The organism is Congzhengia sp. (assembly GCF_037235575.1).
GTDB lineage: Bacteria > Bacillota > Clostridia > UBA1381 > UBA9506 > Congzhengia > Congzhengia minquanensis.
In genome coordinates, this window is sequence record NZ_JAXUNN010000009.1 from 13,375 (window position 1) to 32,192 (window position 18,818).

The 18,818-nt window shown below is 41.9% G+C and carries 17 protein-coding genes; 12 read left to right on the plus strand and 5 right to left on the minus strand.

All coding sequences use genetic code 11. The features are described from left to right. The first annotated feature begins 27 nt into the window (after nucleotides 1-27). From WIG73_RS01225 to WIG73_RS01235, 3 genes are read left to right on the plus strand one after another with little or no spacing between them, the layout of a single operon-like run. A complete protein-coding gene (locus WIG73_RS01225; protein ID WP_249311554.1) occupies nucleotides 28-2,232 on the plus strand; it encodes a family 78 glycoside hydrolase catalytic domain in 2,205 nt (734 codons plus the stop codon). After that, nucleotides 2,229-2,951 carry a GDSL-type esterase/lipase family protein gene (locus tag WIG73_RS01230; RefSeq protein WP_249311556.1) on the plus strand — a complete coding sequence of 241 codons (723 nt, stop codon included), beginning with the start codon at nucleotides 2,229-2,231 and terminating at the stop codon, nucleotides 2,949-2,951. The genes WIG73_RS01225 and WIG73_RS01230 overlap by 4 nt, the downstream gene beginning before the upstream one ends. Nucleotides 2,952-2,979: 28 nt before the next feature. Further along, a complete protein-coding gene (locus WIG73_RS01235) occupies nucleotides 2,980-3,552 on the plus strand; it encodes an RpiB/LacA/LacB family sugar-phosphate isomerase (protein ID WP_249311558.1) in 573 nt (190 codons plus the stop codon). Nucleotides 3,553-3,607: 55 nt separating this feature from the next. On the opposite strand, the gene rpsU is transcribed toward WIG73_RS01235, so the two are convergent. Then, nucleotides 3,608-3,784, minus strand: a complete 177-nt coding sequence (gene rpsU / locus WIG73_RS01240; protein WP_177677686.1) for a 30S ribosomal protein S21 — start codon at nucleotides 3,782-3,784, stop codon at nucleotides 3,608-3,610. Between the two features lie 261 nt (nucleotides 3,785-4,045). Here rpsU and rpsT point away from each other — a divergent pair, with 261 nt between their 5' ends. The 5 genes from rpsT to WIG73_RS01265 all read left to right on the plus strand — a co-directional run bounded on the left by rpsT (nucleotide 4,046) and on the right by WIG73_RS01265 (nucleotide 8,052). Beyond that, entirely contained in the window at nucleotides 4,046-4,312 is a 267-nt protein-coding gene (gene rpsT, locus WIG73_RS01245; RefSeq protein ID WP_177677684.1) for a 30S ribosomal protein S20, read from the plus strand. Nucleotides 4,313-4,393: 81 nt separating this feature from the next. Beyond that, nucleotides 4,394-5,038: a histidine phosphatase family protein gene (locus tag WIG73_RS01250; RefSeq protein ID WP_249311560.1), complete on the plus strand. Its 645-nt coding sequence runs from the start codon at nucleotides 4,394-4,396 to the stop codon at nucleotides 5,036-5,038. A gap of 110 nt (nucleotides 5,039-5,148) precedes the next feature. Further along, complete coding sequence (locus WIG73_RS01255) at nucleotides 5,149-6,129, plus strand: tyrosine recombinase XerC (RefSeq protein WP_249311562.1); 981 nt, start codon at nucleotides 5,149-5,151, stop codon at nucleotides 6,127-6,129. Nucleotides 6,130-6,260: 131 nt separating this feature from the next. Continuing rightward, on the plus strand, nucleotides 6,261-6,734 hold the full coding sequence (locus WIG73_RS01260) for a helix-turn-helix domain-containing protein (protein ID WP_249311563.1): 474 nt from the start codon (nucleotides 6,261-6,263) through the stop codon (nucleotides 6,732-6,734). Beyond that, on the plus strand, nucleotides 6,721-8,052 hold the full coding sequence (locus tag WIG73_RS01265) for an MATE family efflux transporter (protein WP_249311566.1): 1,332 nt from the start codon (nucleotides 6,721-6,723) through the stop codon (nucleotides 8,050-8,052). Before WIG73_RS01260 ends, WIG73_RS01265 begins: the two co-directional genes overlap by 14 nt. A 52-nt stretch (nucleotides 8,053-8,104) precedes the next feature. Here WIG73_RS01265 and lonB read toward each other — a convergent pair whose 3' ends face one another. After that, nucleotides 8,105-9,802: an ATP-dependent protease LonB gene (gene lonB, locus WIG73_RS01270; protein ID WP_337398960.1), complete on the minus strand. Its 1,698-nt coding sequence runs from the start codon at nucleotides 9,800-9,802 to the stop codon at nucleotides 8,105-8,107. A 144-nt stretch (nucleotides 9,803-9,946) separates the two neighbouring features. Between lonB and WIG73_RS01275 the strand changes: the two genes are divergently transcribed. Genes WIG73_RS01275 through WIG73_RS01285 form a run of 3 tightly spaced genes read left to right on the plus strand, consistent with a single transcriptional unit; the run spans nucleotide 9,947 to nucleotide 13,002 of the window. Beyond that, nucleotides 9,947-10,918 (plus strand): DUF1385 domain-containing protein, encoded by a 972-nt coding sequence (locus WIG73_RS01275; RefSeq protein WP_249311570.1) that lies wholly within the window; start codon nucleotides 9,947-9,949, stop codon nucleotides 10,916-10,918. Further along, nucleotides 10,902-11,831, plus strand: a complete 930-nt coding sequence (gene prmC / locus WIG73_RS01280; protein WP_249311572.1) for a peptide chain release factor N(5)-glutamine methyltransferase — start codon at nucleotides 10,902-10,904, stop codon at nucleotides 11,829-11,831. Before WIG73_RS01275 ends, prmC begins: the two co-directional genes overlap by 17 nt. Further along, complete coding sequence (locus tag WIG73_RS01285) at nucleotides 11,782-13,002, plus strand: CapA family protein (RefSeq protein ID WP_249311574.1); 1,221 nt, start codon at nucleotides 11,782-11,784, stop codon at nucleotides 13,000-13,002. The genes prmC and WIG73_RS01285 overlap by 50 nt, the downstream gene beginning before the upstream one ends. Nucleotides 13,003-13,057: 55 nt before the next feature. On the opposite strand, the gene WIG73_RS01290 is transcribed toward WIG73_RS01285, so the two are convergent. Next, nucleotides 13,058-13,300: a helix-turn-helix transcriptional regulator gene (locus WIG73_RS01290; protein ID WP_249311576.1), complete on the minus strand. Its 243-nt coding sequence runs from the start codon at nucleotides 13,298-13,300 to the stop codon at nucleotides 13,058-13,060. A 249-nt stretch (nucleotides 13,301-13,549) separates the two neighbouring features. Here WIG73_RS01290 and WIG73_RS01295 point away from each other — a divergent pair, with 249 nt between their 5' ends. Then, the gene (locus tag WIG73_RS01295; RefSeq protein WP_249311577.1) at nucleotides 13,550-16,675 is read left to right on the plus strand and encodes a metallophosphoesterase; all 3,126 of its coding nucleotides are present in this window, start codon (nucleotides 13,550-13,552) and stop codon (nucleotides 16,673-16,675) included. A gap of 43 nt (nucleotides 16,676-16,718) precedes the next feature. On the opposite strand, the gene lgt is transcribed toward WIG73_RS01295, so the two are convergent. Both lgt and WIG73_RS01305 read right to left on the minus strand, forming a co-directional pair. Next, complete coding sequence (gene lgt, locus WIG73_RS01300) at nucleotides 16,719-17,507, minus strand: prolipoprotein diacylglyceryl transferase (RefSeq protein WP_249311579.1); 789 nt, start codon at nucleotides 17,505-17,507, stop codon at nucleotides 16,719-16,721. Between the two features lie 13 nt (nucleotides 17,508-17,520). Continuing rightward, nucleotides 17,521-18,816: a pitrilysin family protein gene (locus WIG73_RS01305; RefSeq protein ID WP_249311580.1), complete on the minus strand. Its 1,296-nt coding sequence runs from the start codon at nucleotides 18,814-18,816 to the stop codon at nucleotides 17,521-17,523. Between the last annotated feature and the right edge of the window lie 2 nt (nucleotides 18,817-18,818).

Sequence of the window (18,818 nt, forward strand, 5' to 3'; positions counted from 1 at the left end):
TATTTAATGAATATGGAGGAAAGTGTAATGTTTGAAAATGTTTCTTTTATCAAGTCCGCAGCAGACGCTCCTGCATCATTTACCAACCGAAATTTTGCTCCGCAGTTTCGAAAGCGTTTTACACTAAAATCCTTTCAGAATGCAAAATTATTCGTTTGCGGGTTAGGATATGGCTATTATTACTTAAACGGGAAATCGGTAAGCGACGATTTATTTACAGCGCCAGTCAGCAACTACCAGCACACTCTTTGGTATAATGTATATGATGTTACGCAATTGTTGAACCGGGGAGAAAATGTTATTGCTGCTTGGTGTGGAAACGGGTGGTATAATGAAGATTTTAAAACAAGTTGGGATTTCGACCGTGCTGAATGGCGAGATGTTCCGAAAGTTATTATACAGCTTGAGGTTGACGGAGAACCAGTGCTTTCCACCGACGCTACCTGGAAGTGCAGCGTAAAGAATGCTGTTTGGTTTAATGCGCTTCGAAGCGGCGAATATTTTGACGCGCGGATCTATGATGATAACTGGAACACTTTAGAATATGACGACAGCGGCTGGGAAACAGCTGTAATTGATACGAATCAGCCTAGGGGCGCATTTCGCCAGTGCTTATGCGAACCAATTCGAGAAATAGAGTTGCTTTCGGTAAAAAACGTTCAAAAGACCGGAGATAAAAAATATGTATTTGATTTCGGACAAAATATCTCTGGTTATGTTAGGCTAAAGGCCGCCGGAGTTTCCGGACAGCTACTTACCATTCGTTATGCAGAACAATTGAAAGATGACGGCAGCCGCGAATTAAACGATATGCCAAAGCACTATCCAGAAAGTGAATTTCAAACAGATCGGTTTATCTGCTCCGGAACACCTGTGAGGTGGTCTCCAAAGTTTACATACCACGGTTTTCGTTTTATTGAAGTGTCTGGATTGAATTGTCCGGATGATATTACAATTCAGGCCGTGTTTGTGCATCAGTCGGTAGGCAGACGCACAACCTTTGAATGTTCTGATCCCTTTTTAAATCAGCTTTTTCACGCGGGAATTTACGCAACATGGTCCAATATGTTTTACCTAATTTCAGATTGCCCAACGCGGGAAAAGCTTGGCTGGGCGAACGATGCCCAAGCCTCCGCTGAACAAATTTTAACTAATTTTCATGCAGAAAATCTGCTTGAAAAATGGCTTCAGGATATTTATGACGCAATGAGGCCGAATGGAGCATTACCTGGATACATTCCCACCGCAGGCAAAGGATATAGCTGGGGGAACGGACCGGTATCCGACGGTGTTTTGTTCGAAATTCCCTACCGTATTTATCTGCATACCGCAAACGCAGAACCCCTAAAAAAATCGATACCATACTTTACACGCTACTTAGAATATTTGAACAGTATGTCAGACCAGGACGGTTTTCCTCGGTTTGGGCTAGATGATTGGGCAAGACCGCATAAATATAATGAAGAAACAGACGTTCCCGTCGAATTCATTAATGCGCTGTTAACATACCATTTTTATCAAATTCTTATCGTTTCGAAGCAGCTGTCTGGAGAATTGTCCGATGATGCAGAGCGTCAGTGTGAAAGATTGAAAAACAAAATAATTCAGCGTTATATATGCGCAGATGGCAGGTGCAAAATTAATAAACAGACTGCTGTTGCAATGATGATCTATTATGATGTGTATGTCGATCTTCTCCCTTTAAAGAAACAATTGAAGCGACTTGTAGAAGAGCATGATTTTCACCATGACTGCGGCATGGTTGGTTTGCGGCGTTTGTATTTAGCACTCAATAAATGCGGATTGGAGGAGTATGCTTATAAAATTGTAACAGCGGCCGGCTATCCTTCGTACAGGGCATGGTTTGAGCAGGAGGCGACAACGCTTTGGGAGTATTGGAATTGTGAGGATCACATAGATTCTAAAAATCATCAAATGTATTCCGATGTTTTATCTTGGATGCTAAAGACAATTATGGGAATTTCTCAAAAAGAGGGTAGTGTCGGTATGAAAATAGTATGCGTAAATCCATATTATTTTGAACAGTTAGACTATGCTATGTGTACGTATGACACCGCCAGCGGCAAGCTGTCTGTCTCCTGGCAAAAAAGCGGCAAAGACGTTAATGTATCAATTGCAGTGCCTGATGGCATGACAGTATTGTTCCATGATGAAGTGCTTACCAGCGGCAATTATCAATTTCGTGATATTGTAAAGGAGAGCTGCAAATGAAAATTATGAATCGCATTCACGAAAAGGCAAACGACAATGCAAACAAACCTGGAGTTACAATCGCATTTTTAGGCGACAGTGTGACCCAAGGCTGTTTTGAGCTATACAAAAAAAGCGACGGAAGTATTGAAACGGTTTTTGATAAAACCAATGCATATCACACGTACCTAAATCGGATTTTATCGTTACTATATCCATCCGTGCCAGTCAATATCATCAATGCCGGAATCAGCGGCGACAATGCGACTCATGGATTTGAGCGACTGGAGCGCGACGTTTTGCGGTACAGTCCGGATCTGGTAGTGGTTTGCTTTGGATTAAATGATGCAATGGCCGGATTAAGCGGCATTTCTCAATATAAAGCAGCACTAAAGAATATTTTCCTTACGTTGCAAAAGGAAACAATTGAAACTATTTTTATGACGCCAAATATGATGAATACATATGTCAGCAGTTGCATTACGGATGCTGACTGCCGGGCCATTGCAGAGGCATCACAAAGTGTGCAAAACAGTGCTGTTTTAGAAAAGTATTTAAGCGAGGCACATTCGCTGTGTATCGAATATAATATTCCGGTTTGCGATTGCTACTTTAAATGGAAGCAATTATACGAAAACGGTGTTGATACAACGATGCTTTTGGCAAACAGAATAAATCATCCTGTCAGGGAAATGAATTGGTTGTTTGCCGTTTCATTGGTTGAAACCATGATGAATTAATAATCCACAATACAGAAGGGAGAAAAAAATGAAAAAAATATGCAATAAGGAAATTTTGGTTGGTGCCGATTTTGCCGGTTTTCCGTTAAAAGAGGTTGTTGTAAAGCACCTTGAGAAAAAAGGCTGGAAAGTGACGGACATTGGAGTAAAAGCGGACTCCGATCCTAACAATACAGACCTGATGTTTCACCGGGTGGGCCTGCACGCCGGCGCATTAATTTCTGAGGGTGAATTTGAACGTGCATTGTTGTTTTGTGGAACGGGCATGGGAATTCATATTGCGGCAAGCAAATGCCCTCATGTTCACGCTGGCGTTGTTGAAAGTGTTCCTGCCGCGCTTCGTGCGGTTACAGGAAATGGTGTAAATGCATTGGCAATGGGCGCCTTTTACGTTGCACCGCAAATGGGCTGCGAAATTGCAGATGCATATCTTAATGCAGAGCTCGGCAGTGGATATGAATGGTGGACGAATTTCTATGAATTTCATAAGCTTGCAATTGACGAATTGGAGGCTTTTGACTATGATTCCTTTGTAAAAAATGGTTTTAAAGTGCAAAAGCTGGGAGATTATCCACTAAAGATGGAAACAAAATCAGAATAATGCGTAAACACATAAAAAAGCAACTGCTTTTGCAGTTGCTTTTTTATTATTTAAATTATTTAAACTTTCTTTTTCTTGCCGCTTCCGATTTCTTTTTTCTTTTAACGCTCGGTTTTTCGTAGTGTTCACGTTTTCTGATTTCAGATAAAACACCATCTTTTGCGCAAGAACGCTTAAAACGTCTTAATGCGCTATCTAAAGACTCATGATCTTTTATTCTTATTTCTGACATTACTGATTCCCTCCCTCCGCTCAAACGAGTTCGGAATTGATAAATTGAACAATTCCTCTTTGTCGCGGATTTAACTCTGCTACAAAATCACAAGAAACATTATAACCTATTTATGTATAAAATGTCAATACCAACTTAAAATATTTTTAGTTTGTTAAAATTTATGAAAAAAATCAGAAAAAATAAAAAAAACAGTTGCATTTCAAATGGAATTGTGGTAAAATACATAAAGTCAAATAAGTTTGGGTGGAGGTGAAAAATTTGCCAAACATTAAATCAGCTAAAAAAAGAGTTAAGGTTATTGAAACCAAAACCTTGAGAAACCAGATGGTTAAATCCGCATTAAGAACATATATCAAAAAATTCGAAGCACTTGCTGAGAATGGCAATAAAGCGGAAGCAGAGGCTGCTTTTAAGATTGCTGTTAAGAAAATTGACCAGGCAGTTGCCAAGGGTATTGTGAAGAAAAACACAGCTTCCAGAAAGAAGTCGCAGCTTGCACTCAAACTCAATAAAATTGGTGCATAAAAAAGAATGTTAGAGCTGAACAGTTAATTCTGTTCGGCTCTTATTTCGTTATTTTAAGCTTAAAAGGGGAGTGATCATACAATGTCTACTATATTGATTTTTGTGCGGCACGGTGAAAGCGAGGGCAATCGGTCCGACTCTTTTAACGGCCACGTTAATGTGCCGCTGACGGATTTGGGCAAACGCCAAGCTCAAAAAACAGCTGAATTTTTAGACCGTTATAAAATAGACGCAGTGTATTCCAGCGATTTAGCTAGGGCTTATGAAACAGCTAAATTTACGGCAGACAGGCAGGGGCTTACAGTTGTAATCTCAAAAAATCTGCGGGAAATTAACGGCGGAGATTTTGAGGGTGTGAAATACAGCGAAATTGAAGCACGGTTTCCAAACGAATATCATGACTGGCGAAACGACATGGGAAACTGCCGATGTCCTAACGGTGAAAGCGTGCGGGAACTTGCCACGCGTGTAAATCAAGAGGTTATTGCAATTGCCGAAAAACACAAAGGACAAACTGTTTTGATCGCGACACACGGCACGCCTATGCGAGCCATGTCAACCGTTTGGTTTAAAAAGGACATTACAGACATCAGAGATTACGACTGGGTGAAAAATGCGTCCGTCACTGTGGTAAACTATGACGACCTAAAAAATCCCAAAGTGGAATTGTACGACGAGCACGACCACTTAAATGGCCTTTTAACAGAGCTTCCTGCTTACATATAACGGTTTTGGCTTGACAAATCGAAACGGAGAAGCTATAATAAAGTTATACCCAATTATACAAAATAAGAATTTTGTATAATTGGGAGAAGACAAAAACAGGAAGTGGTATTATGCAAAGCAAACAGATGCTCGACGAGGCGCCATATTACTTAAAGGATTTTATTATGTACATGGAAACCATTAAAGGCAAATCGGAAAAAACGGTTGATGAATACTTTTTCGATTTAAGAACTTTTTTAAGGTACATGAAGGTTTTAAAAGGTCAAGCTCAAATTGATGATTTCGACAACATTTCCATTCGTGATATCCCCATTGAGTTTATCCGTGAAATTACTTTGCATGATTTATATGAATACCTTTCCTATACGCTTCGGGAACGTTTAAACAACGCAAACTCCCGGGCACGCAAAGTTTCATCTTTAAAATCATTTTTTAAATATTTGCTCAATAAGGCAAAACTTATTGCGTTTAATCCCGCTGCTGAGCTTGACGCGCCAAAAAAACCGAAAACTTTGCCAAAATATCTTTCTTTAGACGAGAGCAAAAAACTTTTGGAAAGCATTGACGGCACGTATAAATATCGGGATTATGCAATTATTACCATTTTTTTGAACTGTGGTCTGCGGCTTTCTGAAATGGCCGGGATTAATTTAAAAGACATTCACGAGGACAAACTTACAGTTTTTGGTAAAGGCGCCAAAGAACGCACCGTCTATTTAAATGCAGCCTGTGTAAATGCAATTTCAGATTATGTGAAAAACGAACGCCCCAAGGATGGCATTAAATCACCTCACAAAGATGCTTTGTTTTTGAGCAGGCTGAACCAAAGAATCAGCGTAAAAACCATTCAGCATATTGTAAAAAAGCATTTGGAGGCAGCCGGGCTGGACACCGCAAAATATTCCGTTCACAAACTGCGCCACACCGCTGCAACGTTAATGTACCGATACGGTCATGTCGATGTGCGTGTGCTTCAGGAAATACTTGGCCACACGGATTTATCGACCACTCAAATTTATACGCATTTAGATGATGAACAGCTTCGCAGTGCGTCTATGGCAAACCCACTATCTGAAATCAACAAAAAATAAAGAAGATATAAAAAGCAGACGGCATTAAAACCGTTCTGCTTTTATATTTTTTGTTAAAAACTTATTGACATTAATACGATTTCGTATTATAATATATATTCAGTACGATTTCGTATTATAAGGAGGACACGATGGATCAAAAATATGAAATAGTTAGGCGCATTATGCTTGCAACCAATAAAATAGATGGTGTGTATTACCTTTTTGGAAAAAAGTGCGGCATTAACGAAAACACCCTTGCATTTTTTTATGCGCTCGCTGACGGAAAGCCACATTCACAAAAAGAAATTAGTGATGAATGGATAATCCCCCGCACAACGATTAACTCTATCGTTAAAACTATGCTTGCCAGGGGATCTATTCAATTCTGTTCGGAGCATCACACAAAGGAAAAAGCCATTGTTTTGACGGAAACTGGCAAAGAATATGCAGATAAATATTTGACTGATATTTATTTGGCAGAAGAAAAAGCCATATCCAGGACCTTACAGAAATTCAAACCCGAATTTGTTGCAGCATTAGAAGAGTTCAGCGATTGTTTGCACGAAGAATTCCAGGAAATTTTTCAGTACGAAAAGGAGCAGATAAAGCATGAACAGTTCTGATTTATACGCAAAGGTTTCGCCATTAAAATTATTTTTTATGATCGCCATTCCCGGTGCAATAAGTATGATTGCTTCGTCATTGTGGGGATTATTTGATGGTATTTTTGTTGGCAATTTCTTGGGTGAAACCGCTTTTGCCGCTCTCAATTTAGCGTTTCCATTTGTGCTGATTAATTTTTCATTGGCAGACTTAATCGGTGTCGGTTCCTCGGTTAATATATCAATATTTCTTGGCAAAAAACAAAACGAGGAGGCAAACAATTATTTTACTTGCGCTTGTTTGATGATTTTTGCAACGGGAATTGTTGTAGGCGCTGTTCTGTTTTTCTCCGCACCGCTTCTTATGCAACTTATGGGGGCTGATGACGATTTGGCAGCTATGGCAATTCAATATATACGGGTATATGCACTCGCATCGCCATTTACAACAATGACTTTTGCTGTTGATAACTTTTTACGTATCTGCGGAAAAATCAAGAGCAGTATGGCGCTTAATATCATTATGTCAGTTTTGATTTTGGGATTGGAGTATCTTTGCCTTTCCGTGCTTAAAATGGGTATCAGCGGCTCTGCCGCTGCAGTTAGCGGCGGAATGTTCATCTGCACTATAATTGCACTATATCCGTTTGTGAGAAAAAAGCTGACTTTGCGTTTTTGCAAACCGCACTTTGCCTTACAAATGGTACGCCAAGTTATAGCAGGCGGCAGCCCGAATTTTTTGAGTAACGTTGCCGGACGTTTGACCTCTATCCTGATGAATATTGTTCTTCTTAAAATTGGCGGTACAATGGCAGTGAGCGTATATGGCGTTTTGGTTTATGTTGGAGATACGCTCCAACAGCTCTTATATGGAACTTGCGACGGCATGCAGCCGGCCATTGGATATAATTGGGGCGCTAAAAATATTGGAAGAGTTAAAAGCCTTATTCAATGCTGTGTTGCAGCCTGTGCGGTTATCTCTATCGGCGGAACAGTGCTTATGCTCGTTTTCCCGGAAAAGATTGTATCATTGTTTATGCAAAAAAATGAAACTGAGCTGCTTAAAATGTGCGCATATGCTTTGCCGTTATACAGTTTTACATTTTTAACAAGGTGGTTTGGGTTTGCCGTTCAGAACTTTTTGGTTGCGTTGGAAGTGCCGCTCCCCGCAACGATACTTTCCGTTTCTAATGCCCTTATTATCCCAATTGTATTGCTGCCGGTTTTGTGGCCGCTGAAATTAGATGGAATATGGCTAAACACACCGATTACATCTTTGCTTGTTTCTGTACTTGCACTGATCTTTTTTATCCGTCTGCGAAAAAAGATGATAGAATAGAGTGAAAAAAGCGGGAAAAGTCATTAAACCTTTTCCCGCTTTTCATATATATTTAACTTAAAACGTTATTGCCCGAAACGCTCTCAGCAGTTAAGACCTGTTCACCAGTTACGGCATAGTGGTTATTCTCCGCTGTGTCAAGACTGTCTTTAAATACCGCTGCCATAATTTCGTCAATGTTTTTAACAGGTATCACCGCAATACCCTGGGCGTGCAGAAAGCTTCTGTCGTTATCCTGCGGAATATAAACCCGTTGCGCACCTGCCTCTTTCGCCGCGGCGACCTTTTCCGTAACGCCGCCAACCGGCATTACATTGCCAAATATTGAAATTTCACCTGTAAAAGCAATGTCGTTCCGCACTGGAATATGGTGAATTGCCGAAAACAGTGAAACAAGGATTGCCGTTCCGGCGGAAGGACCGTCTACTGGCATACCACCGGGAAAATTCAGATGAATGTTGTAATCCTTTGTGTTCGTGTGCAGCTTTTCAGCCAAAACGGTAATTGCATTTTCAATGGAAGCTTTCACGGTGCTTTCCCGTTTTAAAGACTGTCCCCTTCTCTCGATGGTTTCACTCTCCACCACGCCCGTTATTTTAATGGCGCCCTTGCTGGGCTCACAGGGATTTGCCTCGGCCTCAATGGTCATCACAGTTCCCATGTTGGCTCCATACACCGCCAGGCCGTTAACGCGCCCAATCAGTTCGTCTTTTGTCACCTTAATTTCTGCCCTCGGTGTGCATCTTGTGGACTCTGCCACCCATTCTACGTCCTCTAAAGTGATTCTTGTCCTGTTTTCAAGAGAAGCACAGGAGCCGGCCGTCTGAACAATGTTCACTGCGTCGCGGCCGTTGTCGGCATATTCGGAAAGCCGGCTAACCGCTTCGCGGCTGATTGAAAACCCGCCTTTTATTGCTGCATTCTCGCTGATTTTCATGATTTCTTTTTTTGTCAGCGGTCTAAAATAAATTTCTGTGCATCTGGAGCGCAGCGCAGGAGGAATTTCTTCCGGAGAGCTGGTGGTTGCAGCTACCAGCCTAAAGTCGGCAGGCATTCCCTTTTGAAAAATTTCGTGAATATACATTGGAATCTCACGATTATTCTTTGCATAGTAAGCTGACTCGAAATAAACCTTTCTGTCTTCTAAAACCTTTAAAAGCTTGTTCATCTGCACGGGATGCAGTTCACCAATTTCGTCGATAAACAAAATGCCGCCGTGCGCTTTTGTAACTGCACCGGCTTTGGGCTGAGGAATTCCCGCAGGCCCATATGCCCCGGCACCCTGATAAATTGGGTCGTGCACAGAGCCCATTAAAGGGTCTGCAATGCCCCGTTCGTCAAACCGCATGGTGGTGGCGTCCATTTCCACAAATTGTGCATGGCTTCCAAAGGGAGACACTGAATTGGCAACCGCTTCTTTCAGCACCGTTCTTGCCGCGGCGGTCTTCCCCACTCCCGGCGGTCCATAAATAATGACGTGCTGAGGATTTTTTCCGCACAGCGCCGCTTTTAAAGCCTTTAAACCGTCTTCCTGACCCACAATTTCCTCCAGCGAGGAGGGGCGTGTTTTTTCAGACAACGGTTCGGTTAATGATGTTTTTTGCATTCTGCGCAGCTTTTCAAGCTCGCCGTTTGCATCTCTATGAATACTGCTCTTTGTGCTTTTCTGCGATTTCAGCATGGTATAAAAATAAATTCCCATAACGCATAAAAGCCAAAGCTGCACAGCTGTCATAATAACATTTAGCATAATAAATTCCTCCCATCTACAAAATTTAGTATTGACAGATAAAGTTCTTTTATTTCAAAAGTTAATAAATTTTTCATTGTTTTTTCCTTCTATATATGGTAAAATAAGATGATAAAATTATTTTAGAAAGCGCAGGTAAAATGCATGAGCCGAAACGAATCGAAATCCTGTCACATCACCAGCATTGGCGGACAGGCTGTTATAGAAGGCGTTATGATGCGCGGCCCGAAAGAGACCGCCATTGCAGTCCGCAAGCCGGACGGAGAAATTATTGTTGAGAAAAAACCTATCAATTCATTTGTTCAGAAATTTAAAATTAATAAAATTCCCATTGTTCGCGGTGTCTTTTCTTTCTTTGAGTCACTGATTGTGGGCACGAAAGCGCTGATGTTTTCTGCTGAATTTTATGATGTGGAAGACGAGGACGATAAAAAGAAAAAAGAAACCATGACCGCTGAGGAACTGGAAGCTTATAACAAAAAAAACGACAAGATGATGACCGGAGCGATTTTCGTATCTGTAGCGGTTGCACTGATTTTCGGCATCGGCGTGTTTATGCTTCTGCCAACCTTTTTGGTGGGCCTGCTGCGGGACTATGCACATTTAACCAACAACATCGCGGCAACGCTTTTAGAGGGCGTGGTGCGCATTGTTATTTTCGTCATTTATATTTTGCTGGTTTCAAAAATGAAAGACATTCACCGTGTTTTTCAATATCACGGCGCCGAGCACAAAACCATTTTCTGTTATGAAAACGGCGATGATTTAACTGTTGAAAACGTGAAAAAGCAAGGAAGACTGCACCCGCGGTGCGGAACCAGCTTTTTAATTTTGGTTATGATTATCAGTATTATTGTGTTTTCATTTGTGTCTTGGGAAAATCCCATTCAGCGTGTAATAATCCGCTTGCTTCTGCTTCCGTTGGTAGCAGGCCTATCCTATGAACTGATTAAATTTGCCGGCAGGCACAGCGGCGCGATTGTGGATATTATCAGTGCGCCGGGAATGTGGCTGCAAAAAATCACTACCGCAGAACCGGACGAAAGCCAGATTGAAGTTGCGATTGCATCTTTAAAAAGCGTGTTAACAGGGAATAAAAATGACGATAAGTGGTAATGGAACCATTGGGGAGAGCTTAGCTCAGGCTACAAAATTGCTGCTTGCGGAAAATGGATTTACATCGCCGCGTTTAGACTGCGAGGTTCTGCTGGGTCACGTGCTTCACTGCTCCCGAATTGATCTGGTTTTAAATCGTGAGAAACGGTTAAGCAACGAGGAACAAAACACTTTTGCTGCCATGGTAAAGCGGCGGCTGAACCATGAGCCCGTGAGCTATATTACCCAGTCAAAGGAATTTATGTCGCTGGACTTTTTTGTTGAACAAGGTGTTCTAATTCCCCGGCCGGAAACGGAGATGTTGGTGGAATTTATCATAAAAACGTATGAAACGGCAGACAATGTTTCCATCCTTGATTTATGTACCGGAAGCGGCGCGATTGCCGTAAGTCTTGCTTATTATTTAAAAAATGCCCGGTTAACCGCGGTGGATAAATTCGACGTCTGCATCAATGCCGCATTAAAAAATGCGGCCCGCTACGCGCTGTCAGAGCGCATCTCCGTGATTCAGACAGATATTTTAAATGGGCTTCATGCTGATCAAAAACATCACTGTATTGTGTCAAACCCGCCATACATAAAAAATGCCGACCTCTCTTCCCTACCGATCGATGTCAAAAACTTTGAACCCGAATATGCCTTAAACGGCGGCGGAGACGGGCTGGAGTTTTATCGGATTATTACGGCGTTTGCGGCAGAAAACCTTTTTTCGAATGGAAAACTGGTGTTTGAAATAGGTTTTGACCAGGGCGGTGCTGTAAAAAAAATAATTGAAGAAAACAGCGCATTTCACTCTATCACCATTACAAAAGACTTTGCGGGGCTGGACAGAATGGTTACCGCAGTGAAAGGGAACGAAGCATATGGAAAGAAACTCTGCCCGAGCGGAATTAAAACGGCAAAACACTATTAAGCGCATTGTTTTAGCATGTTCTGTGGTTATCGTTGTGGTGCTGGCCGGAATTGGCACAACCAAGCTGACACACCATTTTGACAATGGCAGCGCCCAGGTTTCGCAAACGGTTAAAACCAACAAGAAAAAGCAGCAAACAAACGAACTTTCGTTGGTGATGGTTGGCGATAACCTCATACATATGCCGTTAATCAGCGATGCGCAGGAGGAAAACGGAAGTTTAAATTTTGGCGGTCTTTATGCAGAGATGGCGTCCTATTTTCAGGCGGCCGATCTATCGGTGATTGTGCAGGAAACAATTTTGGGCGGAAAATCGCTTGGCTACTCTGGCTATCCTTTGTTTAACTCCCCTCAGGAGGTTGGCGACGCAGTTGCAAATGCCGGATTTGACATTGTGCTTTCTGCCACGAACCACGCGTTGGACAAAGGAGAAAAAGGGATTGTAAACACGTTGGAATTTTGGAAAAAGCATCCTGGTGTTACCGTGCTTGGCTTAAACCAATCACAGGAAGATTATGACGCCGTAAAGTATATTGAGAAAAACGGCATTAAACTGGCCGTGCTGAATTACACTGACAGTACCAACGGAATATCTCCGCCGAAATCGAAAGAGTATTTAGTGAACAAAGTAAACCGTGATAAAATTGAAAAGGATTTACATACAGCCGAAGAAAATGCGGATTTTACCGTTGTGTTTATGCATTGGGGCACGGAATATAGGTTTTCCGCCGATGATGGACAAAAGGACCTGGCACACTTTATGACGGAGCGCGGGGCCGATTTGATTATGGGCTCGCACCCCCATGTGGTGGAGCCGGCGGAATGGATTGAAACCGAAAACGGCGGCAAAGCGTTGGTGTTCTATTCCTTAGGAAATTATGTGTCCCGTCAAAAAGAGGCGGCAAACCTGGTTGGCGCAATGGGAAAGGTAAAAATATGCTCCAATGAGGAACGCGGAACTTACATTGATTCTGCGTCTGTTATGCCTACCGTAACGCATTATAATGCAAACTCAAGGGAGTTTCGTGTATATCCGTTGAAAGATTATACCGACGAACTGGCCGAAAAACACGGTGTGGCACAATACGACGGCAAAGTGAGCGTTGACAGATTTAAAAAGGTCTTTGATGATGTGTTTGGCGACTGCACCGCTGTTACGGTCGAAAATTAAATCTATTTGCAAAAAAGCACCGACACATAAAATAAATATGTCGGTGTTTTTATTTTTATTTTATTTCTTGTTCCAGCTCTCTGAAAATTTCTGTTTCAAAAAAATCAATTAATGTAATACCCAACCCGTCACATATCATTTTCAGCGTAACAATACCCGGATTTTGACTTTTACCATATAAAATATTTTTGATTGTTGATGGTGCAATGCCAGATTCGGTCGCTAATTTATGAATTGTAAAGTGCTTTTCCGTACATAACGACAATATTCTATTTTTCACTGCTTCATACGTATTCATATATATCACCTCATTTAAGTTATAGGCTAATTATAGACTTTTATACTTGACAAGGTAGGCTATATATGATACAATATTGGCTATAAATAGTCTTTGCTTTGCATTATAATTTCTGTTTTATAATTTGATATGCGACTTTTTTATAAATTATTAGTAATATTTTATATTGATTATTTTTGAAGAACAAGTTAAAATAAAATTACCGGGAATAATTTATCATACATCCACAAAAAGAAAGGGGAACAAGAGATGAAAAAATTTTTAACCGCGTTACTCACGGTGGCAATGCTTTTTGGAACGCTGCTGCCGGTAACGTTTGCCGCTGACAGTTGGGTGGAAAACCCAGACATTAGCGGTGCAGATTTGAAGTTCGGCATGATAGGCGACTCACATGTAACATCAGACAGTTCAATTTTAAGCTGGTTTCAAGAATCGCTCACTGCCCAGAAAACCATTGGCGGCGGAACGCTGGACGCTCTTGCATTAACTGGCGACGTGATTTATCAGAATAAATCTGATGAAGTTATTACGGACCGTTACGATTCCGTTATGACGTCGTTAGACAATGCCGGATACGGCTCAGACGAGGGAGAAGTTCCTTTTGTATTTGCAATGGGAAATCATGAATTTCCGCAGAACGGCAGTTTATCTGCAGAAAAGGTTCAGGAGTCAAAAGACTTGTTTGTAACAAAAACAGGTCAATCATTGAACTATCAAACCACAATTAAAGGCTATCATTTCATTGCTGCCGCGCCGGAAAATTATAACCTTGCTTACAGCAGTGAAACTGAAACCTGGCTGAAGGAGAAAATTGACGCTGCCATTTCAGAAGACAGCAAGAAACCAGTGTTTGTGCTTCTGCACGGTCCGATTCAGGGAACCGTTTTCAACAATCACATCAAAAGCTATTCAGATGAGTTCTTAGCATATTTAAAAACAAAACCACAGGTTGTGAACTTAACTGCCCACTGGCACGTTCCGGCTCAGCTGCCGCAGACCATTTGGCAGGATGGCTTCACAGTCTTTCAAACCCCGCTTACAGGCGGCGGCTATTTAGAAGAATTAAACTGTACGTCAACCGGAAACATCAGCAGCGTACACCAGTCCTCGATGATTGCCGTGAAAGACAATGTGGTTAAAATTTATAAGCTTGACTTAGTTACAAAAGAGCTTATCGGCGAACCCTGGGTTATTGATATTCCGTCGATCGTGTCGGATATGACAGACGAAGACTCAACCAATGACACAGAGCATTACCTTTATTCTGCTGACAAGCGTCAAAACTCCGCGGTACCCGAATTTCCTGCCGGTGCTGAAATCACTGCTACGCCTGTTGGGAATGGCATTACCGTTACCTACCCAAACAATGCAACAAATTTGGAGTCAGGCAGTCAACAGGACGGATTTGTGAGAGCTTACAAGGTAGAAGTCACAAATGAAAGCGGTTCGGTTCTTTCCTCTCAAACATATCAGGCAGATTTTTACTTGCCGGAGAGCAGCAGGGCAACGAGTTGCACAAGAACCATCGGCGGACTGGGTTACGGAGCAACTTTCAATGTTAACGTTTATCCCATGAGCCCGCTGGGAGTTTTTGGCACTCCTCTTTCAGCTACCTGTACCACTGAGGATAATTCAATTCCTGCAAATGCAATTAGATATGAGTTTGAGGATTATTACCCCATAACGAGTATTATAAAAACCAGCACTCTTGCAAGTAACGGAAAATTAGTATCATCTAGTCAGGGAGGTACCGTTAGTACTGGTCACGTTGCAAGAACTATAGACGCATCGTGTACCTTTGAAATTAATCTACCTGTAGGCGGAGAATATAACTTGGAATATACCCTCGGCGACCAATGCAGCAATGATTATGTCAGCGTCGTTACGCTGCTCATTGACAATGAAACAATCGGTAAAAACGACAGTTCCTATGCTGAAGACATTTCTGCTGGTAAATCGTATCCGTGGCAATATATTCCGATGCGAATTTACCGGAAAAGTGTTACGTTAAGCAAGGGAACACACACGGTGAAACTTCAGGTAGACGCACCTATTGCTACCTCACAGCCTAATCTGTTCTGCGCAGACTACTTGCAGTTCACCCCAAAAACGGCCTCAATTTCTCAGAACAAAGTGACCACGCTTGAATTTGAAGACTATGCAGACGATTTTGTAGACGTAACACCCAACGTAAAAACAGGAACCAGCCAAACAAGCGGCAGCGGATATATTCACTTTGATACGGCGATCAGAACAGAACCCGTTACGCTTGACATCCCGGTTTCTGTAGACGCGGAAGGTAGTTATAACTTTAAATATGTTGCATCTGGTAATAGTTTTAGCGTCACAGAGTTATATTTAGATGATGCTGAAACACCGTTTTGGACGAAAGAGGGCAATAATGGTGTCGCTTTGGAATCCGAAAAGATTGACAACAAATGGACATACTTCGACCAAACATGGCACCAGGCTTATCAGTATGATTTTTCAGCCACTCTGCCCTCCGGCGAACACACCATTCATTTAAAACTGCTGACAAGGCCGGCTGAGAACAGTCAACGAGACGTCTGCATTTGCATGGATTATCTTAAAATTATCCCGCCCGAAATGCTTGCCATCAAAAAAGATGCCGCAACCAGGATTGAATTTGAGGATTACCAAAAGAATTTTTCCATTCTTCAGAACGATGGCTCAACTCATACGCCGAATATTTCATCTACTACACGCTGCAGCAACGGGAAGTATTTGGGGATTGATAGCACTGATAACCTTGCGGCGAATGACTACGAAACTTTTATAATTCCGATTACCGTAGAGCAAGCAGACAATTATGATATAGAATATGTGATTAATGATAACTTCAGTAGCTATGATATCTTTTTAAACAGCATCAACGGCCTTTGTCTGAGCAACAATGTGACGACATATGCGGACACTGAAAAAGATAGTGACGGCAAATATACTTACTTTAATAGCAAATGGGCTCCGGCCACTTTTCATAACGGCACAGTATTTCTTCCAGCCGGAGACCACAATCTTATTTTCCGGATTGAAAAGCGCAGCTCTAGTGCCGACTATGCACTCTATTTAGACTATTTAGAGTTCAGCCCTGCTGATAGCTTTGCTATAACAGACGGCACAGCAACCGCAAAGGCAACAATGGCTGAAGCTGTAACAGGCAAGGCAATTTTAGCACTTTACAACGACAAAGAGCTTGTTTCCACTGGATTTACCGATGTAGCAGACGCAGCCGTTGTAACGGCATACGCGTCCGTGCCTGCTTCTGCAACCATTACACACGCAAAGCTGTTTGTGTGGAGCGACTTAGAAAACTGCATTCCGCAGACAGCAGCAAAATCATTTACAGTTAAGTAAAAGTATAAAAGAAAGCCCCGCTCTCATGCGGGGCTTTCTTCTTCTATATCAGCGTTTTCTGCTTTCGCTTATTTACAATGATTAAAACAATTCCAGAAATAACACAGGCGACTGCAACGATTTGTGAAATACGGAAAGGCCCTAAAAATAAACTGTCTGTTCTGAGGCCCTCAATCCAAAACCGCCCCAATCCGTAAAGCGTAATATAGCTTAAAAACGCTTCTCCGCTGAACGACATCTTTTTGCGTCGTAAGACCATGATAAGAAACACGCCCATATTCCAGAGGGACTCATATAGAAATGTGGGATGAACCGCAATTCCTAAATCTAAAAGCTCCATGCGCCACGGAAGGTCTGTAATGGCACCGTATGCCTCCGCGTTTACAAAATTGCCCCAGCGGCCAAATATCTGGCCGATTAAAAGACCGAATGCACCAATGTCAAAGGCCTTTAAAACACTAATTTTTTTCACTCGGCAATAGATATATGTAGAGAGGCAGGCGCCGATCACAGCGCCGTAAATTGCAATTCCGCCTTCCCAAATTTTAAATATATCCATCAAATTATCCTTGTAGCTGTTCCACTCAAAAATTACGTAATAAAGCCGCGCACAAATGACGGATGACGGCAAGCCAAAAATTAAAATATCTAAAAGATTGTCTTTGGAAATCCCATAGTCCTTTGCAATGTGCGTACAATAAAGATATGCCATCAAAATTCCGGCGGCAATGATAACGCCATACCAGTGAATGGTTAACCCAAACAGCTGAAAAGATTCTCTCACCATAAACGGCCCAAGCCGAAGCCCCGGGAAAGCAATTGCATTTACCACGATCATCCCCTCCTTATTTTTTCACCGGTTCAATAATCGAAAGTACAGCCAGGTCTTTTAAAAATCCATGGTTAAGCCGCCTGTTAATATCGTCTAACGTTACCGTTTCGATTACGTCGATATAATCGAACAGCCCAACGTTATTAAAGGTGTTTGCCAAAAATCCGTGTGCAATGGCGTTAATATTATCAAACTGCTTTACAAACCGGCCAAAAAATGCTTTTTTGAGCCGCTCAAAGTCAGCTGCTTGAATTCCCTCTTCTTTCAGCTTTTCAAGGCCCTCAAATACCACCTCGCGCACCTGTTCAGGGTTGTTGCTTTCCCCAGAAACAGATGTAAAGCTATAGTCCTTTTCACATTCGGTTTCATAATCTAAAAAGCCCATGATAAGCCCCTCGTTATATAGCTTATTATAAATATAGCTGGTTTTGCCAAAGGCGACCTCCATGATAAAAGAAAACTCAATGTTTTTCTTTAAAAGCGCCGGTCCGTTATATCCTGTGTCGGTATCTTTAAAACCCAGCATAAATGTGGGAACAGACACGTCTAAAGATTGCTTCACCGTGTTTTGCACCACTTTTTTCGGTTCATTTCCATAATCTCTCACAGGTTTTCCCGGCAGGATTTCATAGTCAGTAATAACTTCATCCACACAGGCACCCACCTGGTCAGGCGTAGCCTCGCCGATTACAAACAGCACCATGTTAGACATGTTATAAAAATTACGGTAGCACTTATACAGCAGATCTTTGTCAATTTTACTGATGGATTCCACAGAGCCTGCAATGTCGTTTTTCACCGGATGCTGTTCATACATGGCGCTGAGAAAATTAATCATGCATCTCCAGTCTGCATCGTCGTCATACATCTTAATTTCCTGACCGATAATCCCCTGCTCTTTTGCCACGTTTTCATCTGTAAAATAGGGCTTGCACACAAAATCCAGCAAAATTTTTAAGTTTTCAATGACGTTCGCAGTACACTCAAACAGATATCCCGTCATGTTAAAGCTTGTAAAGGCATTGGCATTTGCACCAAATTTTGCATACTCCGCAAACACATTTCCGCCGTCGGGCTGTTCAAACAGTTTGTGCTCTAAAAAGTGCGCCACGCCGTCGGGCAGCACCGTAGGCGTTGTTTCTCCCGGCGCAGTAAATTTATTGTCCACAGAGCCAAAATGCGTGCCAAAAACCGCATAACTTTTGCTGTAGCCGGATTTTGGCATGACATAAACCTTTAAACCGCTTTTATGGTTACCGCTGTAGAGCGTTTCGTTCAGCTGTTTAGAAAAATGTTTTACAAATTCCATTT